Raw genomic sequence first — 18,840 nt, forward strand, 5'->3', positions numbered from 1 at the left:
CGGTGTCTCAGGTGAGCGAGTCGAGCCAGGTGCCGATGGTTCGTGCCGTGTCCTCCGCGTGGTCCTCGACCATCGAGTAGTGGTCGCCCTTGACGGTGCGGTACTCGTCGGCCCTGCTCCACGTGGTCTGCCAGTCCTCGGCGCCGTCGTCCTGGCCGTCGGTGCGCGTGGTGAAGCGCTCCTCCGGGCGGAGCAGCATGACGGGTGCCGCGAGGTCGGGCAGCGGGAAGTCGGGCAGCAGGTCGACGTAGCGGGCCATCGCCGTGAGCCGGTCGCGGTCGAACAGGCCGTACTCGGACTCGCGTTCCAGCATGCCGATGGTCAGCTCGTCCATGACGCCGTCGGTGCGGTCCCCGCCGCCCTCGGTGTTCTCCGAGCCGTGGACCTCGTAGGTGTCGAGGAGGACGACCGCGGTCGGCTTGGCGCCGGTGTCCTCCAGGCGGGCGGCGACGGAGTGGGCGAGGATGCCCGCCGACGAGTAGCCGAGGAGGGCGAAGGGTTCTCCCGCGGCCGCCTCGCGCAGGGTTTCGGCCAGGAGGTCGATGACCGCGTCCGCCGAGCGTGGCAGCCACTCGCCGGGGAGGAAGCCGGGCAGGGGCACCGCCGCGACCTCCCGTTGGCCGCGGAAGTGGGCTGCCATTCGGGCGTGTTGGTAGGCGCCGCCGATGGCGACGGGGGTGTTGACGCAGAACAGCCTGGGCCGGGGCGGTCCTTCGGCGAGCCGCACGATCCGGGGCGGGGCGGGCAGTTCGGCGGGGGTTCCGAAGGTCGGCCGGAGGCCGGCAACGGCCCGCAGGAGTTCCAGGCCGGCCTGGAGCTTGCCGCCGGTCACGGCCTCGTGGAAGAGCGCCCTGAGAGGGTCGGACGACTGGTGCTCGGCGGGGCCCGTGCCCGGCGTCCCGTCGTCGGGGCCCGGCTCTCCCGCGTTCGGGTCCGTGACCGCGCCCCACTCCTTGTTCAGGTGTCGGGCCAGGTCGATCGGTGTCTCGTTGTCGAACACCACGGTGGCGGGCAGCCGCAGCCCCAGGGAGGCGTTGAGGCTGTTGCGGAGTTCGACGGCGGTCAGCGAGTCGAATCCCGAGTCGAGGAAGTGCTGGTGGACGTCGACGGCCCCCGCGTCGGTGTGTCCGAGCAGCGCCGCCGACGTGTCACGCACCAGGTCGAGGAGGGCCTTCTCCCGCTGGCTCCCGGTCAGGCCGGCGAGGCGTCGGCGCATGACGTCCTCGTCCGGCTGGGCGGTGCCGGTGGCGGTGCGCCGGGTGGGCTTCACGAGTCCGGCGAGGACGCTGGGCACCGGCCCCTCGGCGGCATCCGCGCGCAGGTCGATCCTGAGCGGGACCTGGAGGTGTCGGGTGCGTCGGGTCGCGGCGTCGAACAGGGCCAGTCCTTCCTCCTCCGACAGCGGCAGCATTCCGCCGCGCGCCATGCGTGCCCGGTCGCCGTCGGTCATGGCGCCCGTGGCCGTGCCGGTGTCCGCCCACAAGCCCCAGGCGAGTGACTGGGCGGGCAGCCCCTGGGCCCGCCGGTGTGCCGCGAGCGCGTCGAGGACGGTGTTCGCGGCGGCGTAGTTGGCCTGTCCCGGCGCGCCGAAGAGTCCGGCGGCCGAGGAGAACAGGACGAACGCCGAGAGGTCCAGGTCCCGGGTGAGGTCGTGCAGGGCGAGTGCCGCGTCGGCCTTCGTCCGCAGGACGGTGTCGAGTTGCTCGGGGGTGAGCGAGGTGATGGTCGCGTCGTCGAGGACCCCGGCGGCGTGCACGACGGCGGTCAGCGGGTGCTCCGCGGGTATCGCGTCCAGCGCGGCGGCGAGTTGGACGCGGTCGGTGACGTCGCAGGCGACCGGGCTCGCGTCGGCTCCCAGTTCGCGTAGTTCCTCGGCGAGTTCCGTCCCGTCGCCGCGGCTGAGCAGCAGCAGCCGGCGTACCCCGTGTTCGGTGACGAGGTGTCGGGCGACGCGGCGGCCGAGCGCGCCCGTGGCGCCGGTGAGGAGGGTGGTGCCGTCGGGTCCGAAGCCGCTGCCCCGCGGGTCGGCGTCCGTGGGGGCGCGGTCGGCCCTGACGAGCCGGGCGCCGTGGACGACGCCCCGCCGGACCACGGCCTGGGGTTCGTCGCCGGCCGCCACGCCGCGGAGGGCGCGGTGGGACGCGGGGTGCCCGTCCGTGTCGACCAGGACGAACCGGTCGGGGTGTTCCGCCTGCGCGGACCGGACCAGGCCCCACACCGCGGCGCCGGGGAGGTCGGTGACGTCCTCGCCGTCCGGGGCCGTCGCCCCGCTGGTGAGGACGAGGAGCCGGGTGGTGGCGAAGGACTCGTCGCCCAGCCACGCCTGGAGGGTGCCGAGCGCGCGCCGGGTGGCCGCGCGCACCGCCTCCGCCGGGTCGTCGGGGCCCGGGTCGCCGTGCCGGCAGTCGAGCAGCACGACCTCGGGGCTCGTGCCGTCGGGGTCGGCGGCCAGTTCCGCCACGTCGGCCGCCGCGCTCGCCGTGACGCCGGCGCGGTGGAGGTCGGCCGCGAACTCCGCGGCCCGGGCCCCGAGTACGGCCCAGCGCGCCGGGCCGGCCGGCTGTCCTGCGTCGGGGAGACGGGTCCACTCCCAGCCGAACAGGTGCTCCTCGGGCCGGGATCGGGCGGCGGCGAGCCGGTCCGGGTCCACCTCCCGCAGTACCAGGGAGCCCACCGAGGCGACGGGCCGCTCACCGGGATCGGTCAGCCGCAGCGACACCGCGCCGCCGCCGATCGGGGTGACCCGGACCCGGAGCCGGGAGGCGCCGGTGGCGTGCAGCTCCACGTCCGACCAGGCGAACGGCAGGCCGGACGCGATGTCGTCGCCGCCGCACAGCCCGATGGCGTGCAGGGCGGCGTCGAGGGCCGCCGGGTGCAGGCCGAACCGCTGGGCCTGGCCGGCCGTCGGCTGTTCGAGCGCCACCTCGGCGAGGACGTCGTCGCCCTGCCGCCAGGCGGCGCGCAGGGCCCGGAACGCCGGGCCGTAGTGGAGGCCCCTGGCGGCCAGGTCCGCGTACAGCGAGGTGGTGTCGAGGGGTTCGGCTCCGACGGGTGGCCAGACGGCCTCGCCCTTCGGTTCGGTGCCGGAGGCGGCGGTCAGGAGTCCGCCGGCGTGCCGCGTCCAGGCGGTGCCCGGGTCGGTGCCCTCCGGCCGGGAGTGCACCGTGACCGGGCGCGCCCCCGAGCCGTCCGGCGGCCCGACGGCGACCTGGACCTGCAGCGCGCCCCGCTCGGGCAGCGGCATCGGGGTCTCCAGCGTCAGGTCGGCGACGCGCCCGCAGCCGACCTCGTCGCCGGCGCGCAGGACGAGTTCGAGGAAGGCGGCGCCGGGCAGCAGGACCGTGCCGTCGACGGCGTGGTCGGCGAGCCATGGCTGGGCGCTCACGGACAGCCGCCCGGTCAGCACCGCGCCGTCGGAGTCCGCCAGGGCGAGGGCCGCGCCGGCGAGCGGGTGGTTGGCCGAGTCGAGTCCGGCCGACGAGACGTCGCCGCTGGCCCACAGGGCGTCCATGTCCGCCCAGTAGCGGCGGCGGTGGAAGGCGTACGGCGGCAGGGGCACGCGGCGGGCGCCGCGCGTGGCGAACAGCCGGGCCCAGTCCGGGTCGAGGCCGTCGGCGGCGAGCTGTCCGGTCGCCAGCAGCGCCGAGACGGCCTCGGGCCGGTCCCTGCGCAGCAGGGGGACCGTCAGGGTGTCCTCCTCGGCGCCCGTCAGGCAGCGCTGGGCCAGTCCCGCCAGCACCCCGTCGGGGCCGAGTTCGACGAGTCTGGTGACCCCCTCGGCCTCCAGGGCGCGAACCCCGTCGAGGAAGCGGACGGAGTGCCGCGCGTTGTCCGGCCAGTACTCGGGGTCGGACAGCTCGTCCGCGGTGGCGAGCCGGCCGGTGACGGTCGACACCAGCGGGATGGTGGGGGCGTCGTAGGAGAGGGCGTCGGCGACGTCGTACAGGTCGTCCAGCATGGCGTCGATGCGGGGTGAGTGGCCGGCGACCCGGATGGCGAGGCGTTTGGTTCTGCGCCCCTGTTCGCGCCAGTGGCGGGCGAGGTCGAGGACCGGTTCCGCGTCGCCCGAGACGACCACCGACCGGGGGCCGTTGATGGCGGCGATGTCCGTGTCCTCGCCGATCATCGGCCGCACCTCGTCCTCGCTCGCCTCGACGGCCACCATGGCGCCGCCCGGGGGCAGTTCCGCCATCAGCCGGCCGCGGTGCGCGGCGAGCTTCACGGCGTCCCGCAGCGACAGCACGCCCGCCACGTGGGCGGCGGCGATCTCGCCCGCGGAGTGGCCCAGGACGTAGTCCGGGCGCAGCCCCCAGGATTCGAGCAGCCGGAACAGGGCGACTTCCATGGTGAACAGCGCGGCGTGCGTGAAGGTCGTCTGGTCGAGGAGCTGGGCCTGGACGGTGCCCTCCGCGGCGAACATGACCTCGCGCAGCGGCCGGTCGAGGTGCCGGTCGAAGCGGGCGCAGATCTCGTCCACGGCCTCGGCGAAGACGGGGAAGGCGTCGTACAGTTCGCGGCCCATGCCGGGGCGCTGGGTGCCCTGTCCTGGGAAGAGGAAGGCGGTGCGGCCGCCGCGGACGGCGCCGCTGGTCACGGCGGGCGACGCGGTGGAGTTGGCGAGGGCGGTGAGGCCGCCGAGCAGTTCCTCCCGGTCCGCGCCGACCACGACCGCCCGGTGCCGGGCCGCGGGCCTGGAGACGGCCAGCGAGTAGCCGATGTCCTGGAGCCCGACCGAGGGGTTGGCCGTCAGGTGGTCGAGGAGCCGCTTCGCCTGGGCCGGCAACGCCTGCGGGCTGCGGGCGGAGATCAGCCACGGGAGCAGCGGCCCGGTGTCCTCGGTCGCGTCCGGCTCCCCGGTCTCGTCGGGGGACGCGTCGGCCGGGGGCTCCTCCAGGATGGCGTGCACGTTGGTTCCGCTGTAGCCGAACGAGGAGACGCCGGCCCGGCGGGGGCGGCCGGTGTCGGGCCACGCCCGTGGTTCGGTCAACAACTCCACGGCGCCCGCCGACCAGTCGACCACGGGCGTCGGCTCGGCCACGTGCAGGGTGCGCGGCAGGACGCCGTGCCGCATCGCCATCACCATCTTGATGACGCCCGCCACGCCCGAAGCGGCCTGCGCGTGCCCGATGTTGGACTTGACGGAGCCCAGCCACAGCGGGCGGTCCGCCGGCCGGTCCTGGCCGTAGGTGGCCAGGACGGCCTGGGCCTCGATCGGGTCGCCGAGCCGCGTCCCCGTGCCGTGCGCCTCCACGGCGTCCACGTCGGACGGCCGCAGCCCGGCCGTGGCGAGGGCCCGTCGGATCACCTTCTCCTGGGCGGGGCCGCTGGGCGCCGTCAGCCCGTTGGAGGTGCCGTCCTGGTTGACGGCGGTGCCGCGCACCAGCGCCAGCACCTGGTGGCCGTTGCGGCGCGCGTCGGACAACCGCTCGACGACGAGCACGCCGACGCCCTCGGCCCAGCCGACGCCGTCGGCGTCGGCGGAGAACGGCTTGCACCGGCCGTCGGCGGCGATCGCGCTGCTGGCGAAGTCGGCGAACGGGCTCGGGGAGACGATCACGGTGACGCCGCCGGCCAGCGCCAGCCGGCAGTCGCCGCGGCGCAGCGCCTGGATGGCCCAGTGGAGGGCCACCAGGGAGGAGGAGCAGGCGGTGTCGAGGGACACGGCGGGCCCTTCGAGCCCCATCGTGTAGGCCACCCGGCCCGAGACGACGCCCCGCGACAGGCCCGAGTTGCGGAACCCGCCGGTGTGTTCGGCGGTGTCGAACATGCCCGGGTCGTAGTCGGACTGCATCACGCCGGCGAACACGCCGGTGGAACTGCCGCGCAGCTCCGCGGGGTTGATGTCGGCCCGCTCCAGCGCCTCCCAGGACGCCTCGAGCAGCAGCCGCTGCTGCGGGTCCATCATCAGCGCCTCGTTGGGGCTGATCCCGAAGAAGTCGGCGTCGAAGTCGGTGGCGTCGTGGACGAAGCCGCCCTGCGGGGCCCTGGCCTGTTCGGCGGGGATCTGCCAGTGCTCCAGGTCCCAGCCCCGGTCGGTGGGGAAGTCGGAGATCCCGTCTGCCCCGGTGGACACCAGGCGCCACAGGTCCTCGGGGGAGGCCACGCCGCCCGGGTAGCGGCAGGCCATGCCGACGATGGCGATGGGCTCGTCGTCGGCTGCCGGCTCCCGCGGGTCCTCGTCCCGGGCGTCTTCGAGCGCGCCGTCGAGCAGCTGGTCCAGGTGGGCGGCGAGCGCCGTGACGGTGGGGTGGTCGAAGACCAGGGTGGTCGGCAGCTGGATCTCGGTGACGGTGCTCAGCCTGTTGCGCAGTTCGACGGCGGTGAGGGAGTCGAAGCCGAGGTCCTGGAACACCCGGTCGGCGTCGACGGACTCCGGGGAGCGGTGTCCGAGGACGGCGGCCACCTCGGTGCGCACCAGCTCCCGCAGGGTGTCGGAGCGCTCGGTGGCCGGGAGTCCGGCGAGGCGCCGCGCCAGCGAGCCGGTGTCGCCGCCGGCGGCCCGGCGGGCGGGGGCCGGCACCAGGACGCGCAGTAGTTCGGGGGGCCCGCCGGGCGCGGCGCGCAGTTCGGTCAGGTCGAGCCGCATGGGCACCAGCACGGGCTCCTCCGAGGAGCGCGCCAGGTCCAACAGCTCGAAGCCCTCCCGGGTGGTGAGCGCGAGCATGCCGTGCCGTGGCCGGTGCGGCGCCGTGGGGGCGCCGGCATCGGTCCTGGTCGCGGCGCCCGCCATCCCGCCGGCCTGATCCCACTGGCCCCAGGCGAGGGACTGGCCCGGCAGGCCGAGGTGCCGCCGGTGGCCGGCCAGCGCGTCGAGCCAGGCGTTGGCGGCCGCGTAGTTGGCCTGGCCAGGGGCGCCGAGCACGCCCGCGGCCGAGGAGAAGAGCACGAACGCGGCCAGCGGCTGGTCGCGGGTGAGCTCGTGCAGGTTCCAGGCCGCGTCGACCTTGGGGCGAAGTACCCGGGCCAGGCGCTCCGGGGTGAGGGAGAGCAGCACCCCGTCGTCCAGCACGCCCGCCGTGTGCACCACGGCGCGCAGCGGCCGGGCGGCGGGGATCTCGGCCAGCAGGGCGGCCAGGGCGGCGCGGTCGGCGACGTCGCAGGCCGCGACGGTCACCGTGGCTCCCGCCTCGGTCAGTTCGGCGCGCAACGCCTCGGCCCCGGCGGCCTCCGGGCCGCGGCGGCTGGCCAGCAGCAGGTGCCGTACGCCGTGGACGGCCACCAGGTGGCGGGCGAGTTGACCGCCGAGCGCACCGGTGCCGCCCGTGACGAGGACGGTGCCGTCGGTCGGCCACGCCACCGCGTCGGTTCCCGCGGGCGCGCCGGGCGTCGCCTTCACCAGCCGCGGCAGCCATGTCTCGCCGGCGCGGACCGCCGTCTCCGGCTCGCCGGTAGCCAGCGCGGCGAGCAGGGTACGCGGGTCGCCCGGCTCGTCGGTGTCGACGAGCAGGAGCCGGTCGGGGTGCTCCGACTGCGCGGAGCGCACCAGGCCACGCACCGCGGCCTGCGTCGGGTCGACGTCCTCGTCCGGCGTGACCGCGACGGCGCCGCTGGTCACCACCACCAGCCGGGCCCGGGCGCAGCGGTCGTCGGTGAGCCACCTGGTCAGCCTCTCCAGGACGAGGCCCACCGCGGCGGAGGTCGCGGCGGCGGGGTCGTCCTCGGCGCCGGCCGCGCCGCGCGGGCAGCGCAGCAGCACGGTGCCTGGCACGCCCGCGTCGTAGGCGAAGTCCGGGTCGAGTTCGGCGGGCGGTTCCGTGGCCGGCGTCGCGGAGGCGGTCGCCCGCACCCAGCCGAGGCGCAGCAGCGCGTCGCCGAGACCGGCGGTCGTCGGCCGCAGGGACTCGGCTGAGGCGCGCCGCAGCACCAGGGAGGCGATCCGGGCCACCGGGCCACCCTCCTGGTCGGCGAGGTCGAGCGTCACCTCGCCGGGGCCGATCGGCGACACCCGGACCCGCAGTGCGGTCGCTCCCGAGGCGAACAGCTCCACCCCGGACCAGGCGTAGGGCAGCCAGGTGCCCTCGCCGACCGTGTCGGTCAGGCCGATGGCGTGCAGCGTCGCGTCGAGCACGGCGGGGTGCAGTGCGAAACCGTGTGCCCCGCTGCCCCGCGCCTCCGGCAGCCGGACCTCGGCGTGGACGTCGTCCCCGTGCCGCCAGGCCGCGCGCAGGCCGCGGAAGACCGGGCCGTACGCCAGCCCGTGGTCCGCGAGTTCCTCGTAGACGCCGTCGACGTCGATCGCCCGCGCGTCGGCGGGGGGCCAGGCACGCTGCTCGGGCGGCGCCGTGGCGCCGGCCGGCTCGACGCGGCCCGAGGCGTGCCGGGTCCAGGCGGACGCGCCGCCTTCCGCGTCGGGCGCGGAGTACACCTGGACCGTGCGCGCGCCGGTGTCGTCCGGGGCGCTGACGGTCACCTGGATCCGGAGGCCGCCCTGGTCGGGCAGGTGCAGCGGCGTGTGGACGGTCAGTTCCTGGAGCCGCCCGCAGCCGACCTGGTCGCCGGCGTGCAGGGCGAGCTCGACGAATCCGGTGCCGGGGAAGAGCACCGCGCCGCGCACCGTGTGGTCGGCGAGCCAGGCGTGGGCGCTGACGGAGAGCCGGCCGGAGAGCACGAGGCCGTCGGAGTCGGCGAGCACGAGCGCGGCGCCGAGCAGCGGGTGGTCGACGGACTCCAGTCCGAGCGAGGCCGGATCGCCGTCCGTGGCGGCGGCGTTCATCCAGTAGTGCTGGTGCTGGAAGGGGTAGGTGGGCAGGTCGGTCCTGCGGGCCCCGGTGCCGGCGAACAGCGCCTCCCAGTCCGGTTCCGTGCCGTGGACGTGGAGTTGAGCGATCGCCTCGGCCAGGACGCGGGGCTCCTCCCGATCCCGGCGCAGGGTCGGCGTCAACACGACACCATCGGTGCCGCTCAGGCACTCCTGAGCCATGGCGGTGCAGGTGGCGTCCGGACCGATCTCCACGAACCGGCCCACGCCCTGAGCCTCCACCGTCCGGACGGCGTCGGCGAACCGCACCGGCCGCCGCACCTGCGACACCCAGTACCCCGGATCACACCAGTCCCTAGCCCCACCGGTCACGGTCGAAACGAACTCGCAGTGCGGCTCCCGGTACGTCAGCCCCTCGGCCACCGCCCGGAACTCCGCCAACATCGGCTCCATGAGCGCCGAGTGGAAGGCGTGCGAGACGCGGAGCCGAGCGACCCTGCGGTCCTGGTCCCGAAGCTCTTGTTCGAGGACCGCCACCGCCTCGGCGTCGCCGGAGACGACCACCGACGAGGGGCCGTTGACGGCCGCCAGGTCCAGCCCATCGCCGAGCAGCGGCAGGATCTCCGCTTCGGGGGCCGCCACCGCGAGCATCGCCCCACCGTCTGGGAGGGCCTGCATCAACCGACCACGTGCCGCCACCAGAGCACAGGCGTCCTCCAGCGACCACACCCCGGCCACATACGCCGCCGCCAACTCCCCAATGGAGTGACCCACCACCACATCAGGGCTCACACCCCACGACTCAAGGAGCCGGAACAACGCCACCTGCACCGCGAACAACCCCGGCTGCGCGAACTCCGTACGATCCAGCGCCTCCGAGTCGGAACCGAAGACCACCTCACGCAACGACCCACCGAAGCCCGCGCACACCTCGTCGAACGCCTCGGCGAACACCGGGAACGCCTCATACAGCCCACGCCCCATCCCCACCCGCTGCGACCCCTGACCCGAGAACACGAACGCCGTCCTAGCGTCCGGCCGCGCGGTCCCACGGACCAGCCCGGGGGCCGTCTCCCCCGCCGCCAAGGCCCGTAGGGCGCGGACGAGTTCGGCGCGGTCCCCGGCCGTCACCGCCGCGCGGTGCCGTAGGTGAGGCCGCCCCGAAGCCAACGACCAGCTCACGTCCACGGGGTTCAGCTCGGGACGCTCGTCGAGACACGCCACCACGCGCCCGGCCAAGGCGTCCAGCGCCGCCGGCGTGTGTCCCGACAACACCAGTGGCGCCACCACCCCGCCGGGCGGCGGCGTCTCGGTGCTCGGCGCCTCGGCCCCGGGCGCCTCCTCCAGGATCACGTGCGCGTTGGTGCCGCTCATTCCGAAGGCGGAGACCCCGGCCCGGCGCGGGCGGCCCGGGTCGTCCCACACCCGCTGCTCGGTCAGCAACTCCACCGCGCCCGCCGACCACTCCACCTCGGGCGTCGGCTCGTCCACGTGCAGCGTGCGCGGCAACACCCCGTGCCGCATCGCCATCACCATCTTGATCACGCCCGCCACACCCGCCGCCGCCTGCGTGTGGCCGAGGTTGGACTTCACGGAGCCCAGCCACAGCGGCCGGCCATCGGGCCGGCCCTGACCGTAGGTGGCCAACAGCGCCTGCGCCTCGATCGGGTCGCCGAGGGAGGTGGCGGTGCCGTGCGCCTCCACGGCGTCGACCTGGTCCGGGCTGATCCGGGCGTCGGCCAAGGCGGCCCTGATCACCCGCTGTTGGGCGGGTCCGTTGGGTGCGGTCATCCCGTTGGAGGCGCCGTCCTGGTTGATCGCCGAGCCCCGCACCACGGCCAGCACCCGGTGTCCGTTGCGGCGCGCGTCCGACAGTCGCTCCAGGAGCAGCATGCCCGCGCCCTCGGCCCAGCCGGTGCCGTCCGCCGACTTCGCGAAGGCACGGCAGCGGCCGTCGCTCGACAGGGTGCCCTCGGCGCTGAACTCGACGAAGGTCCTGGGGGTGGCCATGACCGACACTCCGCCGGCCAGCGCGAGACCGCACTCGCCGCGGCGCAGCGACTGGACGGCCAGGTGGAGGGTGACCAGGGAGGACGAGCAGGCGGTGTCGACGGTGACCGCCGGCCCTTCGAGGCCGAAGGTGTAGGCCACCCGGCCCGACACCACTCCCGACGAGCCGTAGCTGCCCGGGTAGTTGTGGTACATCACGCCGGCGAAGACGCCGGTGGCGCTGCCCTTGACCGATCGGGGGGAGATCCCCCCGCGTTCGAACGCCTCCCAGGAGGTCTCCAGGAGCAGCCGCTGCTGCGGGTCCATGAGCAGGGCCTCGCGGGGGCTGATGCCGAACAGGTCGGCGTCGAACTCGGCGGCCTGGTGCAGGAAGCCGCCCTCCCGGACGTAGCTGCTCCCTGGTCTCGCGCCGCTGGGGTCGTAGAGCCGGTCCAGGTCCCAGCCGCGGTCGGTGGGGAACTCGCCCACCGCGTCGACCCCGCCGGCGACCAGTCGCCAGAACGCGTCGGGCGTGGTCGCGCCGCCGGGAAACCGGCAGGCCATGCCGATGATGGCGATGGGTTCCTGGGGGGCCTCGCTGAGCAGCCGGTTCTGTTCCCGCAGCCGCTCGGTCTCCTTGAGGGACGCGCGGAGGGCGTCGACGAGCTTGGTTTCCGGCATGTTCATCGCGCCTCCCTGTGGCGTATGACCAGCTCTTCGAGCCCGGGGACGAGTTCACGGGGGCTTGGTTTGGCGAGTGCTTCCTGCCGCAGCCGGGCCGCCGCCTCGGCGAAGGAGGGGGTCTCCAGCAGCTGGCGGAGCTGCTGGACGAGGGTGGGCGGGTCGCCGACCAGGCCGGCGCCCCGGCTCTGGAGTTCACGCATCACGCCGGTCTCGCCCCAGATGTTGCCGGGGATGCCCAGCTGGGGTACCCCGTGGACGACGGCCGCCCCGACCGTTCCCATGCCGCCGTAGTGGACGACGGCCGAGCAGCTGGGCAGCAGTTCGTTGAGGGGTACGAAGTCGAAGAGGCGCAGGTTGTCGGGGATCCTGGTACCCGGCGGGATCTGGTCGGTCCGCAGGGTGGCGACCACCTCGGCGTCGAGGTCCGCGAGACCTTCGAGCACCTCGGCCACGGAGATCTCCTCGCCCCCGGCGGTGCCCTGGACGCCGAGGCTGCGGCGGGTCTGTCCCAGGGTGAGGCAGACCCGGGGCCGCTTCGGTTCCTTGCGCAGCCAGCCGGGTACGACGGCGGGCCCGTTGTAGGGCACGTGCCGCATCGGCCGGTGGTCGGTGGGGAGGGGGACGTGGAGCCACTCGGGCAGCGGGTCGATCGTCGCCTGCCCGAACACCATGTCCTCGGCGAACTCCCCGCCGAACGGCCGCAGTCGGGCACCCAGGTAGCCGGCCATGGGGTCCTGGGCCGGGTCGGCGGCCTCCTTGTTCGCCAGGTCGCGGTAGAGCTGCCACATGCGGCCCCAGTGGTCGGGGGCGGGCAGGATCCGGGCGTGCGCGGCGTCGATGGCGCGGGCCAGTACCGGTCCCGCGTAGTGGTGCGCGTCCCACAGCACGAGGTCGGGTCGCCAGGCGCGGGCGAACTCCACCAGGTCGTCGAGCGTCGCCCGGTCGGCCAGGTACTCGCAGGCGGCCTGGGTGTACGCGGTGAGCGTGCCGCGCACGTACTCCAGGGAGAGGGTCTCGGGGTCGGTCTCGGCGATGTCGTACCCCAGGCCGAAGGGGGTGCCCGAGGTGCCGGCCGTGCCGCGGGGCGGGGCCAGGCTGTCGCCCACGGCCACCGCGGTCAGCCCGGTGCTCTTGATCGCCTCGGTGAGGTTGGGCTGGCTCGCCACGCAGACCTCGTGCCCCGCGGTGCGCAGGGCCCAGGCGATCGGCACCAGGTTGTTGAGGTGCGAGTTGACGGCGGGTGTGGTGATGAGGACGCGCATAACCCTCTCCAGCAGGACGGGCGAGGACGGGGGACGGGGGTGGACGGGCGCCGGTCAGCGCGCCGTGGCGGCGGGGCCACGGTGGCGGCGGTACCACCTGACGGTCTCCTCCAGCCCCTCCCGCAACGACCGGGGCTGGAAGTCGATGACGCTGTTGAGCCGGCTGACGTCGAGCGTCCGGCTCGGCCGGCCGCCGGACCGCCCGGGATCGAAGGTGATGCGCTCGGGCTCGCCGAGGGCCGCGGACACCAGCTGGGCCAGCCGCAGCACCGAGACGGTCTCGGTGGTGCCGATGTTGAACGTCTGGTGCTTGTCGGCCTCGACCATCCGCAGGATGCCCCTGACCAGGTCGGACACGTACATGTAGGTGCGGGTCTGGCTGCCGTCGCCCCAGATCTCGATGGACTGCCCGGCCAGCACCTTGGCGAACATGCTGGGCACCACCCGGTCCGTGTCCGGCTCGAAGTTGTCCCGCGCCCCGTAGACGCTGGTGAGGCGGGGGACGAAGATGCGCATGCCGTGCTGGTGCCGGTAGGCCTCCGCCAGGATCTCGGCGTAGCACTTGGACAGGTAGTAGCCGTCGGGCGCGTAGTGCATCCGCCGCCGGAAGTCGTCGTCCTCGGGGATCGGGTCGGTGCGGGCCGAGGCCGCGTAGATGTCGCTCGACCCCAGGAGGACGGTCTCCGGGGTGTCGTGCCGCCGGGCGCAGTCCAGGATGTTGGAGACGGCGCGCATGTTGTCGTCGAGGATGCGTGCCGCCTGGTCGCGCCGGGCCTCGACCGTGCCGGAGACGACGGCGCAGTGGAAGACCGCGTCGACGCCGCCGGGGGCCTCGGCGAAGACCCGGCGCATGGCGGCCTCGTCCCGCAGGTCCATCCGGAGGGTCGTCAGCCGGTCGGTGTCGGGGAGTTGCGGCAGCACCCGCCGGTTGTCCCTGCGGTACAGGCAGAGAACCCTCGCCCCGCGCTCCAGCAGTTGCTCGACGAAGTGGGAGCCGATGAATCCGCTGCCCCCGGTGACGACCACGGTCTTCCCGGCCCAGCGTCCAGTAGGCATCTTCTTCCTTCCCGTCCGTGGACGGCCGACGGCGCCCGGTCAGGCGCGGTGTCCGGCCACCATTTCTTCCAGTTGGGTCACCAGGGCGCGGGGGCTGGGGGTCCGCTGATTCTCCTGCCGAATGCGCTCGGCGTTCTCCCGGTACGAGGGGTCGTCCAGAATTCGGGAGATCTTGCTCTGCAGCGAATCGCCGTCGACCTTGCTCTTGAGTGCCTCACCGGACAGCTGCTCGTGTTCCAGCAGCATTCCGGCGCCGCGCGCCTCCAGATGCCGACCGAAATCGAGTTCGTCCCAGTACCGTCCGGGCGCGATGATCTGTGGAACTCCGTGTACCAGGGCGTTTCCCAGGGTTCCGAAACCGCCGTGGTGAATGACCGTCGAGCAGCTGGGCAGCAGTTCGTTGAGCGGTACGAATTCCACCGCGCGCACGTTCTCCGGGAGGGTCCGCAGTTCGCGGAGTTGGTCGGAGTTCAGGGTCGCCACGACCTCGACGTCCAGTTCCGCGACGGATTCCAGCAGATCCTGGACGGAGAAGACGTCACCGCCGAGGATCTCCCTGGCCGTCATGCCGAGCGTCAGGCACACCCGGGGTCGCTCGGGCGGCCGGTGGACCCAGTCGGGCACGGTGGTGGGCCCGTTGTACGGCACGTACCGCACGGGGAGGGAGGGCAGGTCGAGGGCGACCTGCATCCAGGGCGGCGTCGGGTCGATCGTGCGCTGTCCGGTCATCATCTCGGTCGCGAGACCGTCGTGGAACGCGCAGCCGAAGCGGGCGAGCCGGCCCGCCAGCCAGTCGCCGACCGGGTCGTCGTGCCGCTCCGGCTCCTGGTGGGCGAGGAGTCCGGCGTAGGTGCGGTACATCCGGCCGATGTGGTCGACGCCGAAGAGCATCCTGGCGTGTGCCGCCCCGCTGGCCCGGGCGGCGACCGGCCCGGCGAAGGTCATCGCGTCCCAGACGACCAGGTCGGGCCGCCATGACCTGGCGAACTCCACGAGGTCGTCCAGCATCGCCCGGCCACCGGTCGCGTGCTCGTAGTGCGTGGAGCACGCGACGGTGAACGTGCCGAGCACGTAGTCCCAGGTCAGCATCTCGGGCCTGGTCTCGGTGACGCCGGCGTTGAGGTTCCGCCACGACGTGCCGCTCGTGACGTGCTCGCCGTCGTGTCCTGGGCGGCCGGGGATGCTCTCCTCCTCGCCCACCGACACGGCGGCGAGCCCGCTGCGGCTGATGGCCTCCACCACCTGGGGCTGGCTCGCGACGCACACCTCGTGCCCCGCGGCACGCAGCGCCCAGGCGACGGGCACCATGTTGTAGAAGTGCGTCTTCGCGCCGTACACCGTGAAGAGGACACGCATCGGTTCTCCTCGGGCCTCCGTCGTCCCTGGTCGCGGCGGGACGGCCTCAGGCCCCGACGCCGGCGCCGGCGCGCCCGACGGGCGAGTCCCAGTCGATGCGGTGCTCGTAGAGCCAGCGCATCTCCTTCTGTCCCTCCTTGGAGCCGCGCTCGCTGTAGGCGACGCGGGCGAAGATGTCCCGGCCGATGCGGAAGAGGCGGCCGTTGACCTGGAGCGCCCGGCCGCACTGCCTGCCGAAGTCCACGACGCGCTCGACGCGCTCCCGGCGGATCTCCTCGTAGCGCCGGAAGGCGTCCCCGACGTCGGGGATGTCCCGCAGGCACCTGGCGAGTTCGACGGCGTCCTCGATCGCCATCGACACGCCCTGCCCGGCCGAGGGGGAGGTGGCGTGGCAGGCGTCGCCGATCACGATCATCCGCTCGTTGTGCCACGTGGGCAGGTGGGGGATGTCCTGGATCGGCCGCGGCGGCCAGATGTCCTCGGTGGCCTTGATGATGTCGACGGCCGAGTTCTGGTCCTTGGCGAAGAGCTCGTACAGCGTCTCGCGCCAGACGTCGGGGGTGAAGGACGCCAACTCCTCGGCGGTGGGCTCCTTCGGCCTGGTCACGCTCGCGTACCACCAGATCCGGCCCTCCTGGTCCGGGATGTGGCAGAAGAAGGCGCGCTTGCCCAGGTACATGAACTCGGTGCCGGGGTCGCTCGGGGCGGAGATTCCCGTGGCGTACCCGCCGGTGGTCCACAGGCCGCCGTACCGGAAGGTGAGTTCGGCCGGTTCGATGATCTTCCGCGTGACGGAGTGCAGCCCGTCCGCGCCGATGAGGAGGTCGCCCCGGGCCGTGGTGCCGTCGGCGAAGACGGCGGTCACGCCCTCGTCGGTGATCTTGGCGTCGACCAGCCGCTTGCCGAAGTTGACCTCGACGCCCCGGTTGATCGCCTCGTCCCTGAGGGTGGCGTACAGGTCGGACCGGGTGATGGCCCGGGCCACCGTCCCGTCGGGCAGCGGCGCGCCGTTGGGGACCTGCGCCAACTGCTTGCCGTTTCCGAGGTGGAACCGGTAGCGGGGAATGTCGAAGCCGTCCGCCAGGTGGCTGATGCCCAGCGTGAGCAATGCGCTGTAGCCGTTCACCGCCAGGACGAGATTCTGGCCGATTCCGTCCGCGCCGCGATCGTACGCTTCATAGACAACGGGTTCGATGCCGGCTTTCTGGAGGGCGATGGCCGCGGTCGGCCCGGCGACCCCACCACCGACGATCAGGGCTTTGGTCATTGACGTCGACTTCCTCAGTCATCCGGTCGGGTAGTTGGCTTTCGACGACCTCGCAGAGCGGGGCGGTGGCATTCCTCGGTTGGCATGGCGTGGCGCCAGGCGAATCCCAACCCTCACACGGGAAGACGGTCTCGGCAGCCCCTATCCACCCCTTCTCACGGGTGCCGGAACAGTGGGCCGAGACGCCCCGGGCAGGGGTGTTCCCGGCCCTCGCGCCGGGCTATGAACGGGGGAGGCCGTAGTGAATGGAGCAGTCTTGGCATGACCAGGCATCAGATCGATCCCAGGCTTTTCAACGACAGCGACGTGACGCGGCATCTGCTGGCCGCCCGCGGCACGCAGTGGATGAGGGGAAACCGCGGCGACCCGTACGCGCTGCTGTTGCGGGCCCAGGAGGTCGACGCCCAGCGGCTGTTCCGCGCCATGCGGGGCCGGCCGGAGCTGCGGCAGAGCGAGTCCGACGTGTGGGTGACCGTCGACCACCGGCTCGGCTCGGAGATCCTGCGCGACCCACGGCTGACGCTCGGCGATCCCACCGCCCGTCGGCGGCGCCGGGTCTTCGGCATCGACTCGGGGACCACGCTCAAGCACGTGCTCACGCTCGACGACGGGCTCCTGGCGATGGACCGCGCCGAGTACGGGCGGCTGCGGGACCTCGTCTCCTCGGCCCTCGGTCCCGGGGTCGGGGAACGGCGGGCGGCGGCGGAGGCGGTCTTCGCGAGCATGCTTGACCGGCTGGCCGGCGCCGGCACCTTCGACGCCATGACCGACCTCGCGCGCCCGGCGGTGGTCGCCGGGTTCGCGGCGGCGGCCGGCCTGCCGGCGGAGCGGACCACGGAGTTGGCGGCGCTGTGCGCCGACGTCGCTCCCCTGTTGGACTCCCTGCTGTGCCCGCCCACGCTGGACGGCACCCGGCGGCTCGTCGCCGCCTTCGACGAGCTGCGCGCCCTGACCGCGAAGGCGACCGCCGGCCGGGACGGGAGCGAGGCGGACGGCGCGGTCCTCGCGCTGCTGTTCACGGTGGGCGTGGAGGTCGCCGCGAACCTGGTCTGTAACGCCGTCCTGGCGCTGGCGGAGCATCCCGGGGAGTGGGACCTGTTGCGCTCCGGCGCCCGGTCGGCGTCCGACGTGGTCGAGGAGACGCTGCGGCACCGCCCGCCGGTGCGTCTGGAGAGCCGTATCGCCGCGCGGGACGTCACGCTCGCCGGGCAGGAGGTCGACAGGGGCGCTCAGGTGGTGGTCCTCGTCGAGGGCGCCAACCGGGACCCGGAGGTGTTCGCCGACCCGGACCGGTTCGACTCGGGGCGTCGCTCCGGCGGCGTCCACCTGTCGCTGGCGGACGGTTCGCCGGTGGGTGCGGTCGGCCCGGCCGTGCGACTCGTGGCGGAGGCCGCGGTCTCCGCGCTGGCCGCCGGCGGGCGCGCGCCGGTCGTCGCGGGCGAGGTGGTGTTCCGGATGCGCTCCCCCGTCGTCCGGGGCGTGGCCCGCTGCCCGGTCGCCGTCGGCTGAGGCCGGGGCCTCCTCCCGGTCGGGGCGCGCGGGCCGTCCTCCGGCCGGGAGGTGGCGACCGTTCAGCCCGCCAGTTCCCTGGCGATGTCCATCACGTACTGGCCGTACCCCGACTTCCCCAACGCGGTGCCGAGCCGGTGGCACTCGTCGGCCGTGATGAACCCCTTGCGCAGGGCGATCTCCTCCAGGCAGGCGATGCGCACGCCCTGCCGCTCCTCCAGGGTCCGTACATAGAGCGACGCCTGCAGCAGCGACTCCGGGGTCCCGGTGTCCAGCCACGCGAAGCCGCGGCCCAGGTCGATCAGCTTGGCCCGGCCGCGCGCCACGTAGACCCGGTTCACGTCGGTGATCTCCAGCTCACCACGGGCCGAGGGCCGGACGTTCTTGGCGATGTCGACGACCTCGTTGTCGTACATGTAGAGCCCGGTGATGGCGCGGTTCGAGCGTGGGCGCGCCGGCTTCTCCTCGATGGAGATCAGCCGGTCGGTCTCGTCGGTCTCCCCGACGCCGTACCGCTCCGGGTCCTTCACGGGGTAGCCGAACAGCACACAGCCGGCCACGTTCCTGGTGTTCTCCTCGACCAGCCCCTGGAAGCGTGGGCCGTGGAAGATGTTGTCGCCGAGCACCAGGGTGACCGGGTCGTCGCCGATGTGGTCGGCCCCGATGATCAGGGCCTCGGCGAGCCCGTTGGGCAGCGCCTGTTCCGCGTAGTCGAGGGAGAGTCCGAGGTGGCGGCCGTCTCCGAGCAGCCGCTGGAACTGCGGGATGTCATGGGGTTTCGCGATGATCAGGATTTCCCTGATGCCGCCGAGCATGAGAACGGAAAGCGGGTAGTAGATCATCGGTTTCTCACCGACCGGCAGAAGCTGCTTCGAAACCGCCAGCGTCACCGGACTGAGCCGGGATCCCGACCCACCCGCAAGAACTATTCCCTTCATTCGCCTGTATCCCTCGATAGCGAACCGAATTATCACCCTGGCCGGTCAAGAAGCTTGCTGAGAAACTAGTCACGATGTCGG

Annotated in this window: 6 protein-coding genes and 1 pseudogene; 1 reads left to right on the forward strand and 6 read right to left on the reverse strand. The window is 73.5% G+C overall.

The window, feature by feature from the left end; genetic code table 11:
• Positions 1-7: 7 nt before the first annotated feature.
• The 5 genes and pseudogenes from RNC47_RS15745 to RNC47_RS15765 form a co-directional block, all read right to left on the reverse strand.
• Positions 8-11,374: pseudogene (locus RNC47_RS15745) on the reverse strand (type I polyketide synthase); the annotation flags it as partial.
• Positions 11,371-12,633 (reverse strand): activator-dependent family glycosyltransferase, encoded by a 1,263-nt coding sequence (locus RNC47_RS15750; RefSeq protein WP_311599282.1) that lies wholly within the window; start codon positions 12,631-12,633, stop codon positions 11,371-11,373. The gene RNC47_RS15750 and the pseudogene RNC47_RS15745, both read right to left, overlap by 4 nt.
• Positions 12,634-12,687: 54 nt before the next feature.
• On the reverse strand, positions 12,688-13,689 hold the full coding sequence (locus RNC47_RS15755) for an NAD-dependent epimerase/dehydratase family protein (protein ID WP_311599284.1): 1,002 nt from the start codon (positions 13,687-13,689) through the stop codon (positions 12,688-12,690).
• Positions 13,690-13,728: 39 nt separating this feature from the next.
• Positions 13,729-15,045, reverse strand: coding sequence for an activator-dependent family glycosyltransferase (locus tag RNC47_RS15760; protein WP_311599286.1), 1,317 nt, complete (start codon positions 15,043-15,045; stop codon positions 13,729-13,731).
• Between the two features lie 46 nt (positions 15,046-15,091).
• Positions 15,092-16,312 (reverse strand): FAD-dependent oxidoreductase, encoded by a 1,221-nt coding sequence (locus RNC47_RS15765; RefSeq protein WP_311599288.1) that lies wholly within the window; start codon positions 16,310-16,312, stop codon positions 15,092-15,094.
• Positions 16,313-16,573: 261 nt separating this feature from the next.
• Here RNC47_RS15765 and RNC47_RS15770 point away from each other — a divergent pair, with 261 nt between their 5' ends.
• Entirely contained in the window at positions 16,574-17,821 is a 1,248-nt protein-coding gene (locus tag RNC47_RS15770; RefSeq protein WP_311599290.1) for a cytochrome P450 family protein, read from the forward strand.
• 62 nt (positions 17,822-17,883) lie between these two features.
• Here RNC47_RS15770 and rfbA read toward each other — a convergent pair whose 3' ends face one another.
• Entirely contained in the window at positions 17,884-18,759 is an 876-nt protein-coding gene (gene rfbA, locus RNC47_RS15775) for a glucose-1-phosphate thymidylyltransferase RfbA (protein ID WP_311599291.1), read from the reverse strand.
• Positions 18,760-18,840 lie beyond the last annotated feature (81 nt).

Origin of the sequence: Streptomyces millisiae, assembly GCF_031845425.1 — a bacterium.
Classification (GTDB): domain Bacteria; phylum Actinomycetota; class Actinomycetes; order Streptomycetales; family Streptomycetaceae; genus Streptomyces; species Streptomyces millisiae.